Origin of the sequence: Shinella fusca (assembly GCF_014203155.1) — a bacterium.
Lineage (GTDB): Bacteria > Pseudomonadota > Alphaproteobacteria > Rhizobiales > Rhizobiaceae > Shinella > Shinella fusca.
The window spans coordinates 227,384-243,149 of sequence record NZ_JACHIK010000002.1 but is presented as its reverse complement, the minus strand read 5'-3'; the positions used below and the strand labels follow the sequence as shown (position 1 = coordinate 243,149).

At 67.8% G+C, this 15,766-nt stretch carries 13 protein-coding genes; 3 read left to right on the top strand and 10 right to left on the bottom strand.

What is annotated here, in order from left to right:
- Positions 1-2: 2 nt before the first annotated feature.
- From HNQ66_RS03425 to HNQ66_RS03415, 3 genes are read right to left on the bottom strand one after another with little or no spacing between them, the layout of a single operon-like run.
- Positions 3-3,179, bottom strand: a complete 3,177-nt coding sequence (locus HNQ66_RS03425) for an error-prone DNA polymerase (RefSeq protein ID WP_184140860.1) — start codon at positions 3,177-3,179, stop codon at positions 3-5.
- Positions 3,176-4,699, bottom strand: a complete 1,524-nt coding sequence (locus HNQ66_RS03420) for a DUF6504 family protein (protein WP_184140858.1) — start codon at positions 4,697-4,699, stop codon at positions 3,176-3,178. Before HNQ66_RS03420 ends, HNQ66_RS03425 begins: the two co-directional genes overlap by 4 nt.
- Positions 4,614-5,372, bottom strand: a complete 759-nt coding sequence (locus HNQ66_RS03415) for an ImuA family protein (RefSeq protein WP_184140856.1) — start codon at positions 5,370-5,372, stop codon at positions 4,614-4,616. Before HNQ66_RS03415 ends, HNQ66_RS03420 begins: the two co-directional genes overlap by 86 nt.
- Before the next feature lie 185 nt (positions 5,373-5,557).
- On the opposite strand from HNQ66_RS03415, the gene HNQ66_RS03410 reads away from it, so the two are divergent.
- Complete coding sequence (locus tag HNQ66_RS03410; RefSeq protein ID WP_184140854.1) at positions 5,558-5,863, top strand: hypothetical protein; 306 nt, start codon at positions 5,558-5,560, stop codon at positions 5,861-5,863.
- A gap of 194 nt (positions 5,864-6,057) precedes the next feature.
- Here HNQ66_RS03410 and HNQ66_RS03405 read toward each other — a convergent pair whose 3' ends face one another.
- The 5 genes from HNQ66_RS03405 to HNQ66_RS03385 all read right to left on the bottom strand — a co-directional run bounded on the left by HNQ66_RS03405 (position 6,058) and on the right by HNQ66_RS03385 (position 8,618).
- A complete protein-coding gene (locus tag HNQ66_RS03405; RefSeq protein ID WP_184140852.1) occupies positions 6,058-6,381 on the bottom strand; it encodes a hypothetical protein in 324 nt (107 codons plus the stop codon).
- Between the two features lie 57 nt (positions 6,382-6,438).
- On the bottom strand, positions 6,439-7,458 hold the full coding sequence (locus HNQ66_RS03400) for a GlxA family transcriptional regulator (protein WP_184140849.1): 1,020 nt from the start codon (positions 7,456-7,458) through the stop codon (positions 6,439-6,441).
- A gap of 119 nt (positions 7,459-7,577) precedes the next feature.
- A complete protein-coding gene (locus HNQ66_RS03395) occupies positions 7,578-7,811 on the bottom strand; it encodes a DUF2171 domain-containing protein (RefSeq protein WP_184140847.1) in 234 nt (77 codons plus the stop codon).
- A gap of 81 nt (positions 7,812-7,892) precedes the next feature.
- Positions 7,893-8,084: a DUF3008 family protein gene (locus HNQ66_RS03390; RefSeq protein WP_184140845.1), complete on the bottom strand. Its 192-nt coding sequence runs from the start codon at positions 8,082-8,084 to the stop codon at positions 7,893-7,895.
- Positions 8,085-8,147: 63 nt separating this feature from the next.
- A complete protein-coding gene (locus HNQ66_RS03385; RefSeq protein ID WP_184140843.1) occupies positions 8,148-8,618 on the bottom strand; it encodes an Lrp/AsnC family transcriptional regulator in 471 nt (156 codons plus the stop codon).
- A 280-nt stretch (positions 8,619-8,898) separates the two neighbouring features.
- On the opposite strand from HNQ66_RS03385, the gene putA reads away from it, so the two are divergent.
- The gene (gene putA / locus HNQ66_RS03380; RefSeq protein ID WP_184140841.1) at positions 8,899-12,579 is read left to right on the top strand and encodes a trifunctional transcriptional regulator/proline dehydrogenase/L-glutamate gamma-semialdehyde dehydrogenase; all 3,681 of its coding nucleotides are present in this window, start codon (positions 8,899-8,901) and stop codon (positions 12,577-12,579) included.
- A gap of 35 nt (positions 12,580-12,614) precedes the next feature.
- Here the strand turns inward: putA and HNQ66_RS03375 are convergent, their stop codons facing one another.
- Entirely contained in the window at positions 12,615-13,478 is an 864-nt protein-coding gene (locus HNQ66_RS03375; RefSeq protein WP_184140839.1) for a DMT family transporter, read from the bottom strand.
- Positions 13,479-13,591: 113 nt separating this feature from the next.
- On the opposite strand from HNQ66_RS03375, the gene HNQ66_RS03370 reads away from it, so the two are divergent.
- Entirely contained in the window at positions 13,592-14,986 is a 1,395-nt protein-coding gene (locus HNQ66_RS03370; RefSeq protein WP_246434158.1) for an aminotransferase-like domain-containing protein, read from the top strand.
- Here HNQ66_RS03370 and HNQ66_RS03365 read toward each other — a convergent pair.
- Positions 14,983-15,765 (bottom strand): ABC transporter permease, encoded by a 783-nt coding sequence (locus tag HNQ66_RS03365; RefSeq protein ID WP_184140837.1) that lies wholly within the window; start codon positions 15,763-15,765, stop codon positions 14,983-14,985. The two genes, HNQ66_RS03370 and HNQ66_RS03365, sit on opposite strands and share 4 nt — an antisense overlap.
- Between the last annotated feature and the right edge of the window lies 1 nt (position 15,766).

Genomic DNA, 15,766 nt, shown 5'->3' with positions numbered 1-15,766 from the left:
TGTCAGTGGAAATCGCGAGACCTGACGCGGATCGCCTCCGTGTGGCCCGCGCCGTCCAGCCCCTCCTCGCCGCGCCGGCCGATGGTGGCAAAATCGGCGGAAAGGTCGACGATCTGCCGCGCGACGATGTGCACGACCTCGCCCTCCCGCTGGATATGGCCCTTCACGCCGATCATCGGCGCGCCCATCACGATGGGGCGATAAGCGAGGAAGACCTTGCGCCACACGACGAGGTTGGCGATGCCCGTCTCGTCCTCGATGGTCACGAAGATGACGCCCTTGGCCGAGCCCGGCCGCTGGCGCACCAGAACGATGCCGGCCGTCTCGACCGCCTGCCCGTCCTTCAGCCGCACCGCCTCGGCGCAGGAGAGGAAGCGGCGGCGCGCAAGGCTCTCGCGCAGGAAGCTTGCCGGATGGGCGCGCAGCGTCAGGCCGACATGGCCGTAATCCTCCACCACCTCGCCGCCCGCCGCCATGGGGCGCAACGCGACGGCGGGCTCGATCAGTTCCGGAACGGTCGCCGCCTCCCGCTCGGCGGCGGCGGTGAAGAGCGGCAGCGGCTCGTCGCGAAGGCCGCGGATCGCCCAGAGCGCGGCGCGGCGCGAAAGGCCCAACGACGGCAGGAAGGCATCGGCCTCGGCAAGGCGGACCAGCGTCTCGGCCGGAAGGCGCGAGCGGCGCCAGAAATCGTCGATGGAGGCGAAAGGCTCGTCCGCTCGCCTGGAAATGAAGGCCGCCGCTTCCGTGTTGCCAAGTCCTTTCACCAGCCTCAGCCCAAGGCGTACGGCAAGGCGCCCCGCCTCCCTCGCCGGCTCCAGCGTGCAGTCCCACCGGCTTTCGTTGACGCAGACCGGCCGCACCTCCACCCCATGCTCGCGCGCATCGCGCACGATCTGCGCGGGAGCGTAGAATCCCATGGGCTGTGAATTGAGAAGGGCCGCGCAAAAAACCTCCGGGTGATGGCACTTCACATAAGCCGAGGCATAGGCGACGATGGCGAAGCTGTAGGCATGGCTTTCCGGAAAGCCATAGGAGCCGAAGCCTTCGAGCTGGCGGCACATACGCTCGGCGAATTTGCGCGGATAGTTGTTCTCGACCATGCCTGCGATCAGTTCGTCACGGAACTTGTCCACGCCACCCGTCTGCTTGAAGGTCGCCATGGCGCGACGGAGCTGGTCGGCCCGTCCGGGCGTGAAGCCGGCCCCGATAATGGCCACCTGCATGGCCTGTTCCTGGAACAGCGGCACGCCGAGAGTCTTTTCGAGGACCGCCTTCAACTTCTCGTCATCCGGATAATCCGGTTTTTCCAACTCTTGCCGCCGCCTCAGATAGGGATGCACCATGTCGCCCTGGATCGGTCCCGGCCGCACGATCGCCACCTGGATGACAATGTCGTAGAGTTTCCTCGGCTTGAGGCGCGGCAGCATGGACATCTGCGCCCGGCTCTCGATCTGGAAGGTGCCGATCGTGTCGGCCTTCGAGATCATATCGTATGTCGCCTCGTCCCCCTCCGGAATGGAGGAAAGCGCATAGGTTTTCCCCTTATATTCCTTCAGGAAGTCGAAGGCCCGGCGCATGCAGGTGAGCATGCCGAGGGCCAGCACGTCGACCTTCATGAAGTTCAGGGCTTCGATATCGTCCTTGTCCCATTCGATCACCTGCCGGTCGTCCATCGCGGCGGGCTCGATGGGCACGAGGTCGTCCAGCCGGTCTCGCGTCAGCACGAAGCCGCCCGGATGCTGCGAGAGGTGGCGCGGCGTGTCGACCAGTTGGCGAGCCAATTCGAAGAGCAATTTGATACGCCGGTCGTCCACATTCAGCCCGGCCGAGCCGGCATGGCTCTGCGGGATGTCGTTGGACCAGCCCCAGACCTGCGAGGAGAGCGATTTCAGCACGTCCTCCGGCATCCCGAGCGCCCGCCCGACATCGCGCATGGCCGCGCGCGAGCGATAGCGGATGACGGTGGCGCACAGCGCCGAGCGGTCCGTGCCGTAGGTCTTGTAGATCCACTGGATCACCTCCTCGCGGCGTTCGTGCTCGAAATCCACGTCGATATCGGGCGGCTCCCCGCGCTGCTCCGAGACGAAGCGCTCGAAGAGGAGACCGTTCACCTCGGGATGGATGGCGGTGATGCCGAGGACGTAGCAGACGGCGCTGTTGGCCGCCGAGCCGCGCCCCTGGCAGAGGATGTCGATGGAGCGGGCATATTGCACGATCGACCGGACGGTGAGGAAATAGGGCGCATATTTCATCTTCTCGATGAGGCGAAGCTCGTCATTGAGCTTTCCTCGGACGATATCCGGTATGCCTTCCGGATAACACTCCGCCGCTCCTTCCCACGTATATTTCTCCAGTGCCTCCTGCGGCGTGAGATGGGCATACTCGCGCTCCTCCGGATACTGATACTTCAACTCGTCCAGCGAGAACCGGCAGCGCTCCACGATCTCCAGCGTGCGGGCGAGCGCCTCGGGGTAGCGCTCGAAGAGGCGGTGCATTTCCGCTGGCGGCTTGAGGTAGCGGTCGGCGTGGCGCTCGCGCAGGAAGCCGGCCTCGTCGATGGTGACGTTGTGGCGGATGCAGGTGACGACGTCCTGCAGCATGCGCCGGGCGGGCTCGTGGTAGAGCACGTCGTTGGTGACGACCGTGGGCACACGGTATCGCGCGGCAAGGCCGGAGAGGTCGTGGAGGCGGAGCTGGTCGTTCGGCCGGCGGCGGAGCGTGAGAGCGAGATAGCAGCGGCCGGGAAATGTTTCCGAGAGACGGCGCAGGTGGAAGGCCGCGGTGTCGTCCGCCTCGCCGGGCACCAGCACGGCCAGCAGGCCCTCGTTCCATTCCACCACATCCTGCCAGTCGAGATGGCACTTGCCCTTGCCGGCCTTCTTCTTGCCGATGGTCAGCAGGCGGCAAAGGCGGGCATAGGCCTCTCGGTCGGTCGGGTAGACGAGCAACGACATGCCGCCGAGAAGGTCCAGCCGGCAGCCGACGACGAGGCGCACCCCCGTTTCCCTTGCCGCCCGGAAAGCCTGCACGACGCCGGCAAGGCTGTTGCGGTCGGTGACGGCGAGGGCATCGATGCCGAGTTCCCTGGCGGTCGCGAAAAACTCCGCGCAACTGCTCGCCCCGCGCAGGAACGAGAAATGGGAGGTGACCTGGAGCTCGGCATAGCGCGGCGGCTTCATGCGAAAATCCCGTGCAGGAACCAGCGGCCGGTGCCGCTCAGGGCTTCCGCCTCGCTGCCCGAGCGGAAGAGCCAGAAGCGCTCGCCCGCCTCGTCCTCGACCTGGAAGTAGTCGCGCACGGCGGCAAGCTCGGCGTCGCGCTTCCACCATTCGCCGAAGATGCGCTCCGGCCCGTCGGCGCGCGTCACCCGCCGCCGCACGCCGCGCCAGGTGAAGAAGGCCGGCGGATGGTCGGGCACGAGCGCCATGACCTCGATCTCCTCCGGCCGGGCGAGCAGGCGGGCGGGGCGCGGCCAGCCTTCCGGCCACGTCGCCCCGCTATCGAGCGCCAGCGGGGCAATGCGGCGGACGGAGCGTTCCGGCACGTCGCTTTCGACGGGCGCGATGCGGTAGAGCCGGCGTGCGCCGATGCGGTTGGCGATGACGTCGACAAGGCCGGCAAGGTCCGCCTCTTCCGTCTCGATCAGCGAGGTCGCGGCCTGCGCAAGGACGAGCGGTTCGGCGAGCGTCGCCGACAATTCCATGATCTCGATGCCGAAGCCCGGCTCGATGGTCTCGATCCGGTCGCACAGGAGCCGCGCGAGCCGCTTTTCGTCGCGCACCGGGCGCGCCGTGCCGATGCGGATGGCCTGCAGGGAATTGTCGACCCGGTGGAAGAGAAGGTCGAGGCGGCGTGCGCCGAGGCCGCGCTTCTCCAGCTCCCGGCAGAGATCGCCGATAAGGGCGACCGTATAGCGCGCGATAGTTTCGGGCGCGCCGATCGGCTCGCCGAAGACCCTTCGCGCAGAAACCCGTTCGGCATCGCGCAGCGGATCGACAGGCTCGCAGACCACGCCCTGCAACTGGTCGAGCCGGCGGCCGAGGAGCGGGCCGAAGCGCTGGACGAGCGGCGCGCGCGGCACGGCGAGTACGTCGCCGATGGTGGAAAAGCCGAGCACATGCAGGCCCGCTGCGGTTTCCGGCGGAAGGCGAAGGCCCGGGATCGGCAGGGATGAGACGGCCTTCGCCCCCGCGCCGGTGGGAAGGATCGAGGTCGGATCGGCGAGGAACCGGGCGGCGGCATGGGCCGCGCCCCAGGTGTCGGCGATGGCGGCGCGCGCGAAAATGCCGGAGGCGCCGAGGCGGTTGACGAGGCCGGACAGCATGCGCGCCTCGCCGCCGTGCAGGTGGTCGGCGCCCGTCGTGTCGATGACGAGCCCGTCCGGCGGGTCGGGCGAGACGATGGGCGCATAGTGCTGCAGGGCCCAGAGCGCGAGGCGCTCCAACGCCGCCGCATCGGCAGCGGGATCGGCCGGCAGGGTCAGGATGTCGGGCACCAGCGCATGGGCCTTGGTGAGCGCCATGCCGATGCGAAGGCCCGCCTGCTCGGCCGGCCGGCTCACCGCCGTCAGGATGCGGCGCGACCCGTCGCGGCCGACGAGCACGAGCCGTTTGTCAGCCGGCGGCGCGGCGGCGCCCATGGCCCGCCGCAGGCGATCGATCGGCCAGCCGGGGAGAAAAAGCGATACGACCCTCGCCATCGGATGCCTCCACTTCGAATTCCGCCGTTTCGCCCGCCCGGCAGCGCATGAGTTCCAGAAGCCAGCGCGCCCGGCCGATGCCCGGCACGGGGAGCGGCGCGGACGGACGCTGGGAAACCCGCCAGCGCGTCACGGCGGCAGACGGCAGCGCAAAGGCATCCGCCTCCCGCCGGTGGCGAAAGCGGCGGAGCGCGATGGCGAGCGTGCCGCCGGCTTCCGCGGCAAGCTGCAGGCGCCGCGAGGCCGTCATCGACAGGCGCGCGACCTCCGCCACCACCGCGCCGAGCCCGCCATGGCGCAGCCCCTCCTCGAAACAGAGGAGCAGGCTCTTCTCGTCGCCCGCCTCCACATAGAGGACCCGGCCAGGGGCAAGGCCGGCCTGCGCCAGCGCCGGGGCGAAGAGATCGGGCCGCGTCAGGCACCAGAGCACCTGCCCCTTCGTGCGCGCGGCGATGCCGGCGGCAAAGAGCATGGCCGCCGCACCCTCGACGGCATCCGCGCCGCCGCCGCAGACCTCATGCAGGCTGGCGAGCGCCAGGCCGCCGCCGGGAAGCCGCCCGTCGATCTCCGGCACGCCGAAGGGCAGCACCGCCCGGTCGCCCGCCGCACGGCCGTCGAACTGCCGGATGCGGTCGCGCAGATCGGCGACAACGGCATTTGCGGCGGCGGACATCGGCGTGGCGGCTCCCGGGTTTGACGGCACATGTTCTCTATTTGTTCACATCATGCGAAAGAGTCAACCGGACTCCCGCACGGGAAAGATCACAGTTTGAATCATCCCCTGGAACCAAGTCGCGCGATAAAAGTTCTCCTTCCGACATTCTCTCAATTCAGGCCCTCAATTCAGGAGACATGCCCATGGCTGACGAAAAGAGCACCGGCAAGCGCACGCTCGGCGTCGTCGAAGGTCGCGACACGGTTTCGCAGGAAGCGCGCAGCGCCGAGGCGGAGGCGACGATCAACGAGCAGATCGAGGCGTTGAAATCGGAAATCGGCCGGCTGAAGGAATCCGCCGGGCTGATCGCCGAAGGCACCGGCCAGCTGGCGGCCGCCAAGGCGGAATCCCTGCGCGACGACCTGCGCCAGACCATCCAGGCCAACCCCCTCGCCGCCCTCGCCGGCGCCGCCCTCATCGGCTACCTCTGCGGCCTGCGCCATCGGTGATCCTGCCGGCAACTCCGCTCACCGTCGTCATCCTCGGCCTTGAGCCGAGGATCCATGCCACGAACGCAGGGCGTGCCGAGGCATATGGATGGTCGGGTCAAGCCCGACCATGACGGAGGAGACAAGGCAGGGAGAAGACAAGAAAAAGCCCGGCATTGCCGGGCTTTCCTGCATTTAGGGCCAATCGGCGCTCATCAGAACCAGCGCTGGCGGCGGGGCGGTTCGCTTTCGAGGGAACCGATGAGATAGCCGAGAACGATGCCGGCAAGGCCGGCCGTCAGGACGAGTGTCGAAACGGCGGCGGGGTGCTCGCGGGCCGCCTGGGCCACCGCCGCGCCCTCGTTGCGGACATAGCGGCTGGCGGAGCGGACCGCCGGGCGTGCCGCCTCCATCGCATTGCCGGCACGCTCGCGCATGGTGTCATAGGCTTCGGCGCCCTTGTCGCCGAGGTCCTTCTGGAGCTGGGCGATTTCCGCGCGCAGGGCTGAAATCTGGGATTGAACGTCGTTGCTTGCCATTGCGGTCTCCTTGTCAGCAATGAGGGACCGAACGGATGAAGAGGCCTTCTGGTTCCCTCAGCTCGCCTGGCGTCGGCCGTCGCGGCGGATCTGCGAGGGCGTATCGCCGAAGGCCGCACGGAAGCGGCGGGTGAAGTGCGACAGGCTCTCGAAGCCGGTTTCAAGCGCGATCTCGATCAGCGGCTTGTTGGTGCGGATCACCATGGTGAAGGCCGCGGCCATGCGGATGCGCATGTAGATCGTGCTCGGCGAGGCGCCCATGTCACCCTCGAACAGCCGTTCGAGCTGCCGGCGGGAAACGCCGGTCATGGTGGCGATGCTGTCGATGGAAAGAAGGTCTTCCGTGTGCTGCTCCATCATCATGATGGCGAGATGCACCCGGCGGTCGCGCGCCTCCAGCCCCAGCGGGTTGCGCGGCTGGAGGTCCGTCGCGTCGCGCCGGTGGCGGATCTGCAGGATTTCCAGCGCATTGCGCTCGGCCGCCTCGCCGACATGGTGGCGCACGAGCGTGGCGGCAAGATCTGCGACGCTGCTGCCGCCGGCACAGGTGGCGACCTTGCCGTCGAAGCGGAAGATCTGCTCCGAGGTCGCCTCGATGTCGGGATAGCGGGCGCGGAAATCGCGGTGGTGCAGCCAGCTCACGCAGGCCGTATGCCCCTTGAGCAGGCCCGCCTCGGCCAGGATGAAGCTGCCCGTACACAGACCGATGAGCCCGACGCCCGCATTGGCCGCCTTGCGCAGGTAGGTCTTGGCATAGCTGTCGATCGGCTCCTCCACGCTGAGGAGCCCGCCGACGACGGCGATGTAGTCGAAACAGGAGGGATCGGCGAAGGGCGCGGTCGGCGCGACCTGGATGCCGCTGGAAGAGGAGATGAAGTTGCGCGTGCTGGACAGCACGTCCCAGTCGCAATTGACACGCCGGGAGCGATCCTCGCTGTCGCTGGCAAGCCGTAGCGTGTCGACGAACAGGGCAAAGGCGGAAAGGGTGAAACCCTTCGACAGGATGAAGCCGACGCGCAACGCCTTCGGCGCCGACGCCCCGCCAATCTCCTTCGATGCGCGCACATCCACCGCCATCCGGGCCTCCCAAACCGCCACTGTCTGCTGTCATAACAGATTTCGCCGGTCCGCTCCATTCCTGCCGCGTACGAAAAAGCCGCCTTGCGGCGGCTTCTTGATGTCGGTTCGGCCCGACGTCAGTTCAGCGACGTCCATTGGCGCTGGACGTCGTCGGCATTCTTGTTGAGATGGACATGCGCATCGACATGATCGACCCATTCCAGCGGAATGAGGTGGTGCTTGCCGTCGGTGGAATCGCTCTTCGTCAGCTTGATGCGGCTTTCGCCGTCGAGATGGTCCACGGTGCCGACATGGCGGCCGTCTGCGGCACGCACTTCCATGTGTTCGCGAATGTCTGTTGCAGCAACCATTGGGGTTCTCCTTCATTGGGGATGACCCCAGGGGAACGCCGGACCCGGCGCGTGGTTCCGGCCCAGTCCCGATCCGGTTCCTCAATCCGACTTGGACTTGTGCTCGGGCTTGCCCTTGCGCTTGGTGGAGGCGAGCTCCTCCAGCTCCTTCTCGGACATGGATTTCTCCATGCCCTTCGAGGCGCCCTTGAGTTCGCTCTTCTTCATGTCGTCGCGCTTGGCGGCAAGGGCGGCGCCGGCGGCCTTCTGCTGTGCTTTCGATTTTGCGGGCATGGCATCCTCCTTGGCGATGATCCGATCAACCCGCAATCGTCTCGCGTTGTTCCTTGGCGTGCCTCAGCCGCGTTCCTTCACCGTCTCCATCGCCACGTTGGTCGAGGTGCTGGCGACATAGGGCAGGTTCGAGATTCGCTCGCCGAGGACGAGCCGGTATTTCTTGATGTCGCGCGTGCGGATCTTCAGGAGATAGTCGAAGCGGCCGGCGATCATGTGGCACTCCTCCACCTCCTTGATCTTCTTCACCGCCGCGTTGAAGCCGGTCAGCGCCGCTTCGTGCGTGTGGGTCAGCTTCACCTCGGCAAAGGCGATGTGGTCGAGGTTCATCTTCGACGGATCGAGGATCGCCTTGAAGCCCTGGATGAAGCCGTCGGCGATCAGCCGCTTGAAGCGGTTCTGGCACGGCGTCTTGGAAAGGCCGACCTTCTCCGCCAGCTCGGCCACCGGGATCCGGCCGTTTTCCGCCAGCTCCTCGAGTATCTTCCGGTCGAAGGCGTCCAATGAACTTTCAATCTGGGAAATATCAGGCAAATCGATCTCCCTATGGCTAAAAATAGATCCATATAGCCTAAATCATAACGATACGAAGTCCATATGCTTTTCGGCCGCGTGATATTGTCCGCACCGGTTTTCCCGGAACGAAATCCTGCCGCGTTCCGATGAGACCGGGGGAGACGGATGCAAGACGACCGCTTCGATGCTAGCATGGCGCCGGACCTGTTCCGCCGCGGCATCCCAAGGCGGAACGCGCCTGCCGTCGCCTTCATCCGCTGACCTTCACGACACCAAACCGCTTCTCATAGGTCCTCCGATGCACAAGCCCGCCGACACCGCCGCCCCCTTCTCGCATTTCGCCCCGCCGATCCGCCCGCAGACGGACCTGCGACAGGCGATCACCGCCGCCTACCGCCGCCCCGAGACGGAATGCCTGCCGCCGCTCGTCGCCGCCGCGCGCGTTTCCGAGCGCGAGCGCTACGACATCCGCAGCACCGCCCGCACGCTGATCGAGGCGCTGCGCGCCAAGCACAAGGGCACGGGCGTCGAGGGCCTGGTGCAGGAATATTCTCTGTCGAGCCAGGAAGGTGTGGCGCTGATGTGCCTTGCCGAAGCCCTGCTGCGCATTCCCGACACCGATACGCGCGATGCGCTGATCCGCGACAAGATCGCCGAGGGCGACTGGACCTCTCATATCGGCGGCGGCAAGTCGATGTTCGTCAACGCGGCCACCTGGGGCCTCGTCGTCACCGGCAAGCTCACCTCGACGGTCAACGACCGCGGCCTTTCCGCCGCATTGACGCGCCTCATCGCGCGGGCCGGCGAGCCGGTCATCCGCCGCGGCGTCGACATGGCGATGCGCATGATGGGAGAACAGTTCGTCACCGGCGAGACGATCGACGAGGCGTTGAAGCGCTCCAAACCCCTTGAGGCCCGCGGCTTCCGCTATTCCTACGACATGCTGGGCGAGGCCGCGACGACGGCCGCCGACGCCGAGCGGTACTACCGCGACTACGAGGCCGCCATCCACGCCATCGGCAAGGCCTCGGCCGGGCGCGGCATCTATGAAGGCCCCGGCATTTCCATCAAGCTCTCGGCATTGCATCCGCGCTATGTCCGCGCGCAGGCCGAACGCGTCATGACCGAGCTTCTCCCGAAGGTGAAGGCGCTCGCCGCCATCGCCAAGGGCTACGACATCGGTCTCAACATCGACGCCGAGGAAGCCGACCGGCTGGAGCTTTCGCTGGACCTCCTCGAAAGCCTCGCCCTCGACGAGGACCTCAAGGGCTGGAACGGCCTCGGCTTCGTCGTGCAGGCCTATGGCAAGCGCTGCCCCTTCGTGCTCGACTACATCATCGACCTTGCCCGCCGCGCCGGCCGGCGCATGATGGTGCGCCTCGTCAAGGGCGCCTATTGGGACGCCGAGATCAAGCGCGCCCAGCTCGACGGTCTCGACGGCTTTCCGGTCTACACCCGGAAAATCTACACGGACGTCGCCTATGTCGCCTGCGCGCGCAAGCTGCTCGCCGCGACGGATGCCGTCTTCCCGCAGTTCGCCACGCACAACGCGCAGAGCCTTGCCACGATCTACCAGCTCGCAGGTCCCGACTTCACCGTCGGCAAGTACGAGTTCCAGTGCCTGCACGGCATGGGCGAGCCGCTCTACGACGAGGTGGTCGGCAAGGACAAGCTCGACCGGCCCTGCCGCATCTACGCCCCCGTCGGCACGCATGAGACGCTGCTGGCCTACCTCGTCCGCCGCCTTCTGGAAAACGGCGCCAACTCCTCCTTCGTCAACCGTATTTCCGACCCGAAGGTCTCGGTGGAATCGCTGATCGCCGATCCGGTCGACATCGTCGCCGCCATGCCCGTCGTCGGCGCGCAGCACGACCAGATCGCCCTGCCGGACGACCTCTTCGGCAAGGCCCGCAAGAATTCCAGGGGCCTCGACCTCTCCAACGAGGTGACGCTTGCCGGCCTTTCGACCGAGCTTGCCGGCACCGCCGCCCGTGAATGGCATGCCGCGCCGCTTCTGGCCGACGGCACGGCCGAGGGCGAGACGAGCGACGTGCTGAACCCGGCCGACCATCGCGACGTCGTCGGCCGCGTCACCGAGATCCGCGCCGAGGATGGCGAGCGCATCGTCGCCATGGCCGCCGAACACGGCGCTGCCTGGGCCGCGACCGCACCCGCCGAGCGCGCCGCCAGCCTCGACCGGGCAGCGGACATCATGGAAGGCCGCATCGAAGCGCTGATGGGCATCATCATGCGCGAGGCCGGCAAGTCGGCGGCCAACGCCATCGGCGAGGTGCGCGAGGCGGTCGACTTCCTGCGTTATTACGCCGAACAGGCCCGCCGCACGCTCGGCCCGGCGCACCTGCCGCTCGGGCCCATCGTCTGCATCAGCCCGTGGAACTTCCCGCTCGCCATCTTCACCGGACAGGTCGCCGCCGCCCTCGTCGCCGGCAACAGCGTGCTGGCCAAGCCCGCCGAGGAGACGCCGATCATCGCCCATGAGAGCGTGAAAATCCTGCACGAGGCCGGCGTTCCGGTCGGCGCGCTGCAGTTCGTGCCCGGCGCGGGCCGCGTCGGCGCCGCCCTCGTCGGCGCGTCGAAGACGGCCGGCGTCATGTTCACCGGCTCGACGGAAGTCGCCCGCCTCATCCAGGCGCAGCTTGCCGAACGGCTTTCGGCCGGCGGCAAGCCGATCCCGCTGATCGCCGAGACGGGCGGGCAGAACGCCATGATCGTCGATTCCTCGGCGCTCGCCGAGCAGGTCGTCGGCGACGTCATCGCGTCGGCCTTCGACAGCGCCGGCCAGCGCTGCTCGGCGCTGCGCGTGCTGTGCCTGCAGGACGACGTCGCCGACCGCACGCTCGCCATGCTGAAGGGTGCGCTGAAGGAACTGTCGCTCGGCCGCACCGACAGCCTCAATGTCGATATCGGCCCCGTCATCACGGCGGAGGCGCGCGACGGCATCGACAAGCATATCGAGCGCATGCGCGGCCTCGGCAACACGGTCGAGCAACTGCAGCTGCCGGCCGGCACGGAGCACGGCACCTTCGTTGCACCGACCATCATCGAGCTGAAGACGCTTTCCGACCTGAAGCGCGAGGTCTTCGGCCCCGTGCTGCACGTCATCCGCTTCCGCCGCGCCGATCTCGACAAGCTGATCGACGACATCAACGCCTCGGGCTACGGCCTCACCTTCGGCCTGCACACGCGCCTCGACGAGACGATCGCGCATGTCACGAGCCGCATCAAGGTCGGCAACGTCTACGTCAACCGCAACATCATCGGCGCGGTCGTCGGCGTGCAGCCCTTCGGCGGACGCGGCCTTTCCGGCACCGGCCCCAAGGCGGGCGGCCCGCTCTATATCGGCCGCCTCGTGCAGAAGGCCCCCGTGCCGCCGCAGCAGGATTCGGTGCATACCGATCCGGCGCTGCGCGACTTCATCACCTGGCTCGACCGCAAGGGCAAGGCGGCGGAAGGCGAGACGGCGCGCAGCTTCGCCAACCGCTCGGCGCTCGGCCTCGAACGCGAGCTGCCGGGCCCGGTCGGCGAACGCAACCTCTATGCGCTGCATCCGCGCGGCCGCGTGCTGCTCGTTCCGAAGACGGAAGAGGGCCTGCTGCGGCAGGTCGCCGCCGCGCTCGCGACGGGCAATGCGGTCGCCATAGACGACATCGCGTCCCTGAAGCCGGCGCTTTCGGACCTGCCGGCCTCTGTCGCGGCCCGCCTGTCCTGGTCGGCGGACTGGGAGAAGAGCGGCCCCTTCGCCGGTGCGCTGGTCGAGGGTGACGCGGAGGACGTGCGCCGCGTCAACCGCAAGATCGCGGCCCTTCCCGGCCCGCTCGTGCTGGTGCAGGCCGCTTCGAGCGAGGAACTGGCGAGCGATCCGGAGGCCTATTGCCTCAACTGGCTGCTGGAAGAGGTCTCGACCTCGATCAACACGGCCGCCGCCGGCGGCAACGCCAGCCTGATGGCCATCGGCTGAGGCCGATCCGGCAAGGCGCCACCCCGGCGCCTTGCCTAGCGGGCGAACTTTCGTGCGCCGGCGACGCAGGCGACGACGGCGAGCGTCGTCGCCACCATCAGCGGGCTGACCTTCTCGTGCAGCAGGCCGGCGGCCAGGAGCAGGCCGAAGAAGGGCTGGAGCAGTTGCAGCTGGCCGACCGCCGCGATGCCGCCGAGCGCAAGGCCGCGATACCAGAAGACGAACCCCACCAACATGCTGAAGACCGAGACATAGGCGAGCCCCGCCCATGCGCTGCCGGCAATGCCCTGCCAGGTTCCCGGCAGCGAAGCGAGCGCGATCACCGCCATCAGCGGCAGGGAGAGGACGAGCGCCCAGGAGATGACCTGCCAGCCGCCGAGACGACGCGAGAGCTTCGCGCCCTCGGCATAGCCGAGCCCGCAGGCAAGGACGGCCGCGATCATCAGGAGGTCGCCGGCAACGGAAATCTCGCCGCCGGCACTCAGCGCGAAACCCGCCACCGTCGCGCTGCCGAGGCAGGAGAACAGCCAGAACATCGGCTTCGGCCGCTCCCCGCCGCGAAGGACACCGAAAACGGCGGTGGCGAGCGGCAAGAGGCCGATGAAGACGATGGAATGCGCCGCCGTGACATATTGCAGGGCGAAGGCCGTCAGGAGCGGAAAGCCGACGACGACGCCGAGCGCAACGATGACGAGCGAGAGGAGATCGCCGCGCGACGGCTTCTCCTGCCGCAGCGCAAGAAGCAGCGCCGCACCCAGCAGCGCGGCGATCACCGCCCGGGCGGAGGTGAGAAACAGCGGCGAGAAATCCGTGACCGCCACGCGCGTCGCCGGCAGAGAGCCGCTGAAGATGACGACACCGGCAAACCCGCTGCCCCAACCGTCCATGGATGTTTTCATGTTTCCTCGCTTTCCTTACTCCCGCTACGCGCGAAGGGCTGGCCAAGACAGGAACAAATCAATACAATTTCGCAAAACTGTACTGGTTCGAATTCCCATACACGAGGCGCGCCATGCTGGAGACTGCTGCGAGAGGCCGGACGACCGAGGTCATGGCTGCCATCCGCGAACGCATCGCCGGCCGGGCGCTGGCGGCCGGCGACCGGCTGCCGTCGATCCGTCGTTTCGCGGCGGCGATGAAGGTGTCGCCCTCAACCGTCGTCGAAGCCTATGACCGGCTCGCCGCCGAAGGGTTGATCCGCGCGCAGCGGGGTTCCGGCTTCTACGTCGCCAGCGCGGCGCCCGCGCCCTTGCGTCTGGCGGAGGCCGAAACGCCGAAGGCGCGCGCGGTCGATCCGTTCTGGGTCTCGCGCCAGTCGCTCGATGCCGATGCGGCGGTGCTGAAGCCCGGCTGCGGCTGGCTGCCGGCGGACTGGATGCCGAACGATGCGCTGCGCCGGGCGATCCGCGGCCTCGCGCGCAGCGACGGCGACCTGCTTGCCTATTACGGCAGCACGCGCGGCTCGCCGGCCCTGCGCCGGCTGCTGCTCGGCCGGCTGGCGGAAGAAGGCATCGCCGCGGGGCCGGACCACCTGATGCTCTCCAGCACGGGCACGCAGGCGCTCGACCTCGTCTGTCGCCTCCTGCTGCGGCCGGGCGACACGGTGCTGGTGGACGACCCCTGCTATTTCAACTTCCAGGCACTCCTGAAAGCACATCAGGCACGGGTGGTCGGCGTGCCCCATACGCCGTCAGGGCCGGATGTCGCGGCCTTCGAGGCGGTGCTTGCCGCCGAGCGCCCCCGCCTCTACATCACCAATTCGGCGATCCACAACCCGACGGGCGCGACGCTTTCGCCACAGATCGCGCACCGCCTGCTGAACACGGCGGCGGCCGGCGAGACGATCATCGTCGAGGACGACATCTTTGCCGATTTCGAGCCCGAACCCTCGACGCGTCTTGCCGCTCTCGATGGGCTGGAGCGCGTCATCCGCATCGGCAGCTTCTCCAAGACGCTTTCCGCCTCCGCGCGCTGCGGCTACATCGCCGCGCGGCCGGACTGGATCGAGGCGCTGGTGGATTTACAGATCGCCACGAATTTCGGCGGGCCGAGCCCGATCTCCAGCGAGATCGTCGCGCACATGCTGGCGGGCGGCGGCTATCGCAAGCACATGGAGGAACTGCGCCGCAAGCTGGTGCGCCTGCGCCGGGAGACGGCGGACCGGCTTTCGCGGCTCGGCATCGAGCCCTGGCTGATGCCGCGGGGCGGCTTCAACCTCTGGTGCCGGCTGCCGGAGGGGCGGGATTCCGGCGAAGTCGCGCAGGCGGCCCTCGCCGGCGGCGTCGTCTTCGCACCCGGCAATGTCTTCAGCGTCTCGCAGGGAGCGGCCGGCTTCATGCGCTTCAACGTCGCGCACATGCAGGATCCGCGCATCTACCGCGTGCTGGCCGATGCCCTGAAAGGCTAGCGGCGCTTGGCCAGCACCGAGCGCGACAGGACGACGGCAAGGCCGATGAGCAGCGTTGCGGCGATGAAGAGGAAGGCGGCAGCGGCAATCGCCGGGCTGATGTTCTCGCGGATCGAGGAGAACATCTGCCGCGCCAGCGTGCGCTGGTTGGGACCGGCGACGAAGAGCGTCAGCACCACCTCGTCGAGCGAGGTGGCGAAGGCGAGCACGGCGCCGGAGAGCACGCCCGGCATGGCGAGCGGCAGGGTCACGCGGCGGAAGACGGTCGCGGGCGCTGCACCGAGGCTCTCGGCGGCAAGCTCCACGCGCTCGTCGATGCCGGCAAGGGCGCCGGTGACGCTGACCACCACGAAGGGCACGGCGACGACCGTGTGGGCGATGATGACGCCCATATAGCTGTTGGTGAGGCCGAAGCGCGCCAGAAGCACCTGCATGCCGACGCCGAGCACCACGGCCGGCACCACCATCGGCAGAAGGAAGAGCGTGCGCACCGCGCCGCGGAAAAGGACGACCCGGTTGCGAAGGCCGAGCGAGGCGGCCGTGCCGAGCGCGGTGGCGAGCACCGTCGTGCCCGTGCCGACGATCAGGCTGTTGACGATCGCCCGCCGCCAGGCATCGGCGAAGAAGAGCTCGTGGAACCAGCGCATCGACCAGGAGGGTACCGGATAGGTGAGAATGACGCTCGAGGTGAAGGCGAGCGGCAGGATGGCGATGAGCGGGGCGACGAGGAAGAGGATCGTCAGCGTGGCGAAGGCGGTCTTGGCGAGCTTCATCGGCATG

Excerpts from the sequence above, each read along its gene's own strand:
- HNQ66_RS03400 (WP_184140849.1), bottom strand. The coding sequence starts at position 7,458 with ATGGCGGTGGATGTGCGCGCATCGAAGGAGATTGGCGGGGCGTCGGCG.
- HNQ66_RS03425 (WP_184140860.1), bottom strand. The coding sequence starts at position 3,179 with ATGAAGCCGCCGCGCTATGCCGAGCTCCAGGTCACCTCCCATTTCTCG.
- HNQ66_RS03415 (WP_184140856.1), bottom strand. The coding sequence starts at position 5,372 with ATGTCCGCCGCCGCAAATGCCGTTGTCGCCGATCTGCGCGACCGCATC.
- HNQ66_RS03395 (WP_184140847.1), bottom strand. The coding sequence starts at position 7,811 with ATGGTTGCTGCAACAGACATTCGCGAACACATGGAAGTGCGTGCCGCA.
- HNQ66_RS03370 (WP_246434158.1), top strand. The coding sequence starts at position 13,592 with ATGCTGGAGACTGCTGCGAGAGGCCGGACGACCGAGGTCATGGCTGCC.
- HNQ66_RS03405 (WP_184140852.1), bottom strand. The coding sequence starts at position 6,381 with ATGGCAAGCAACGACGTTCAATCCCAGATTTCAGCCCTGCGCGCGGAA.
- HNQ66_RS03390 (WP_184140845.1), bottom strand. The coding sequence starts at position 8,084 with ATGCCCGCAAAATCGAAAGCACAGCAGAAGGCCGCCGGCGCCGCCCTT.
- HNQ66_RS03420 (WP_184140858.1), bottom strand. The coding sequence starts at position 4,699 with ATGGCGAGGGTCGTATCGCTTTTTCTCCCCGGCTGGCCGATCGATCGC.
- HNQ66_RS03365 (WP_184140837.1), bottom strand. The coding sequence starts at position 15,765 with ATGCCGATGAAGCTCGCCAAGACCGCCTTCGCCACGCTGACGATCCTC.
- HNQ66_RS03375 (WP_184140839.1), bottom strand. The coding sequence starts at position 13,478 with ATGAAAACATCCATGGACGGTTGGGGCAGCGGGTTTGCCGGTGTCGTC.
- putA (WP_184140841.1), top strand. The coding sequence starts at position 8,899 with ATGCACAAGCCCGCCGACACCGCCGCCCCCTTCTCGCATTTCGCCCCG.
- HNQ66_RS03410 (WP_184140854.1), top strand. The coding sequence starts at position 5,558 with ATGGCTGACGAAAAGAGCACCGGCAAGCGCACGCTCGGCGTCGTCGAA.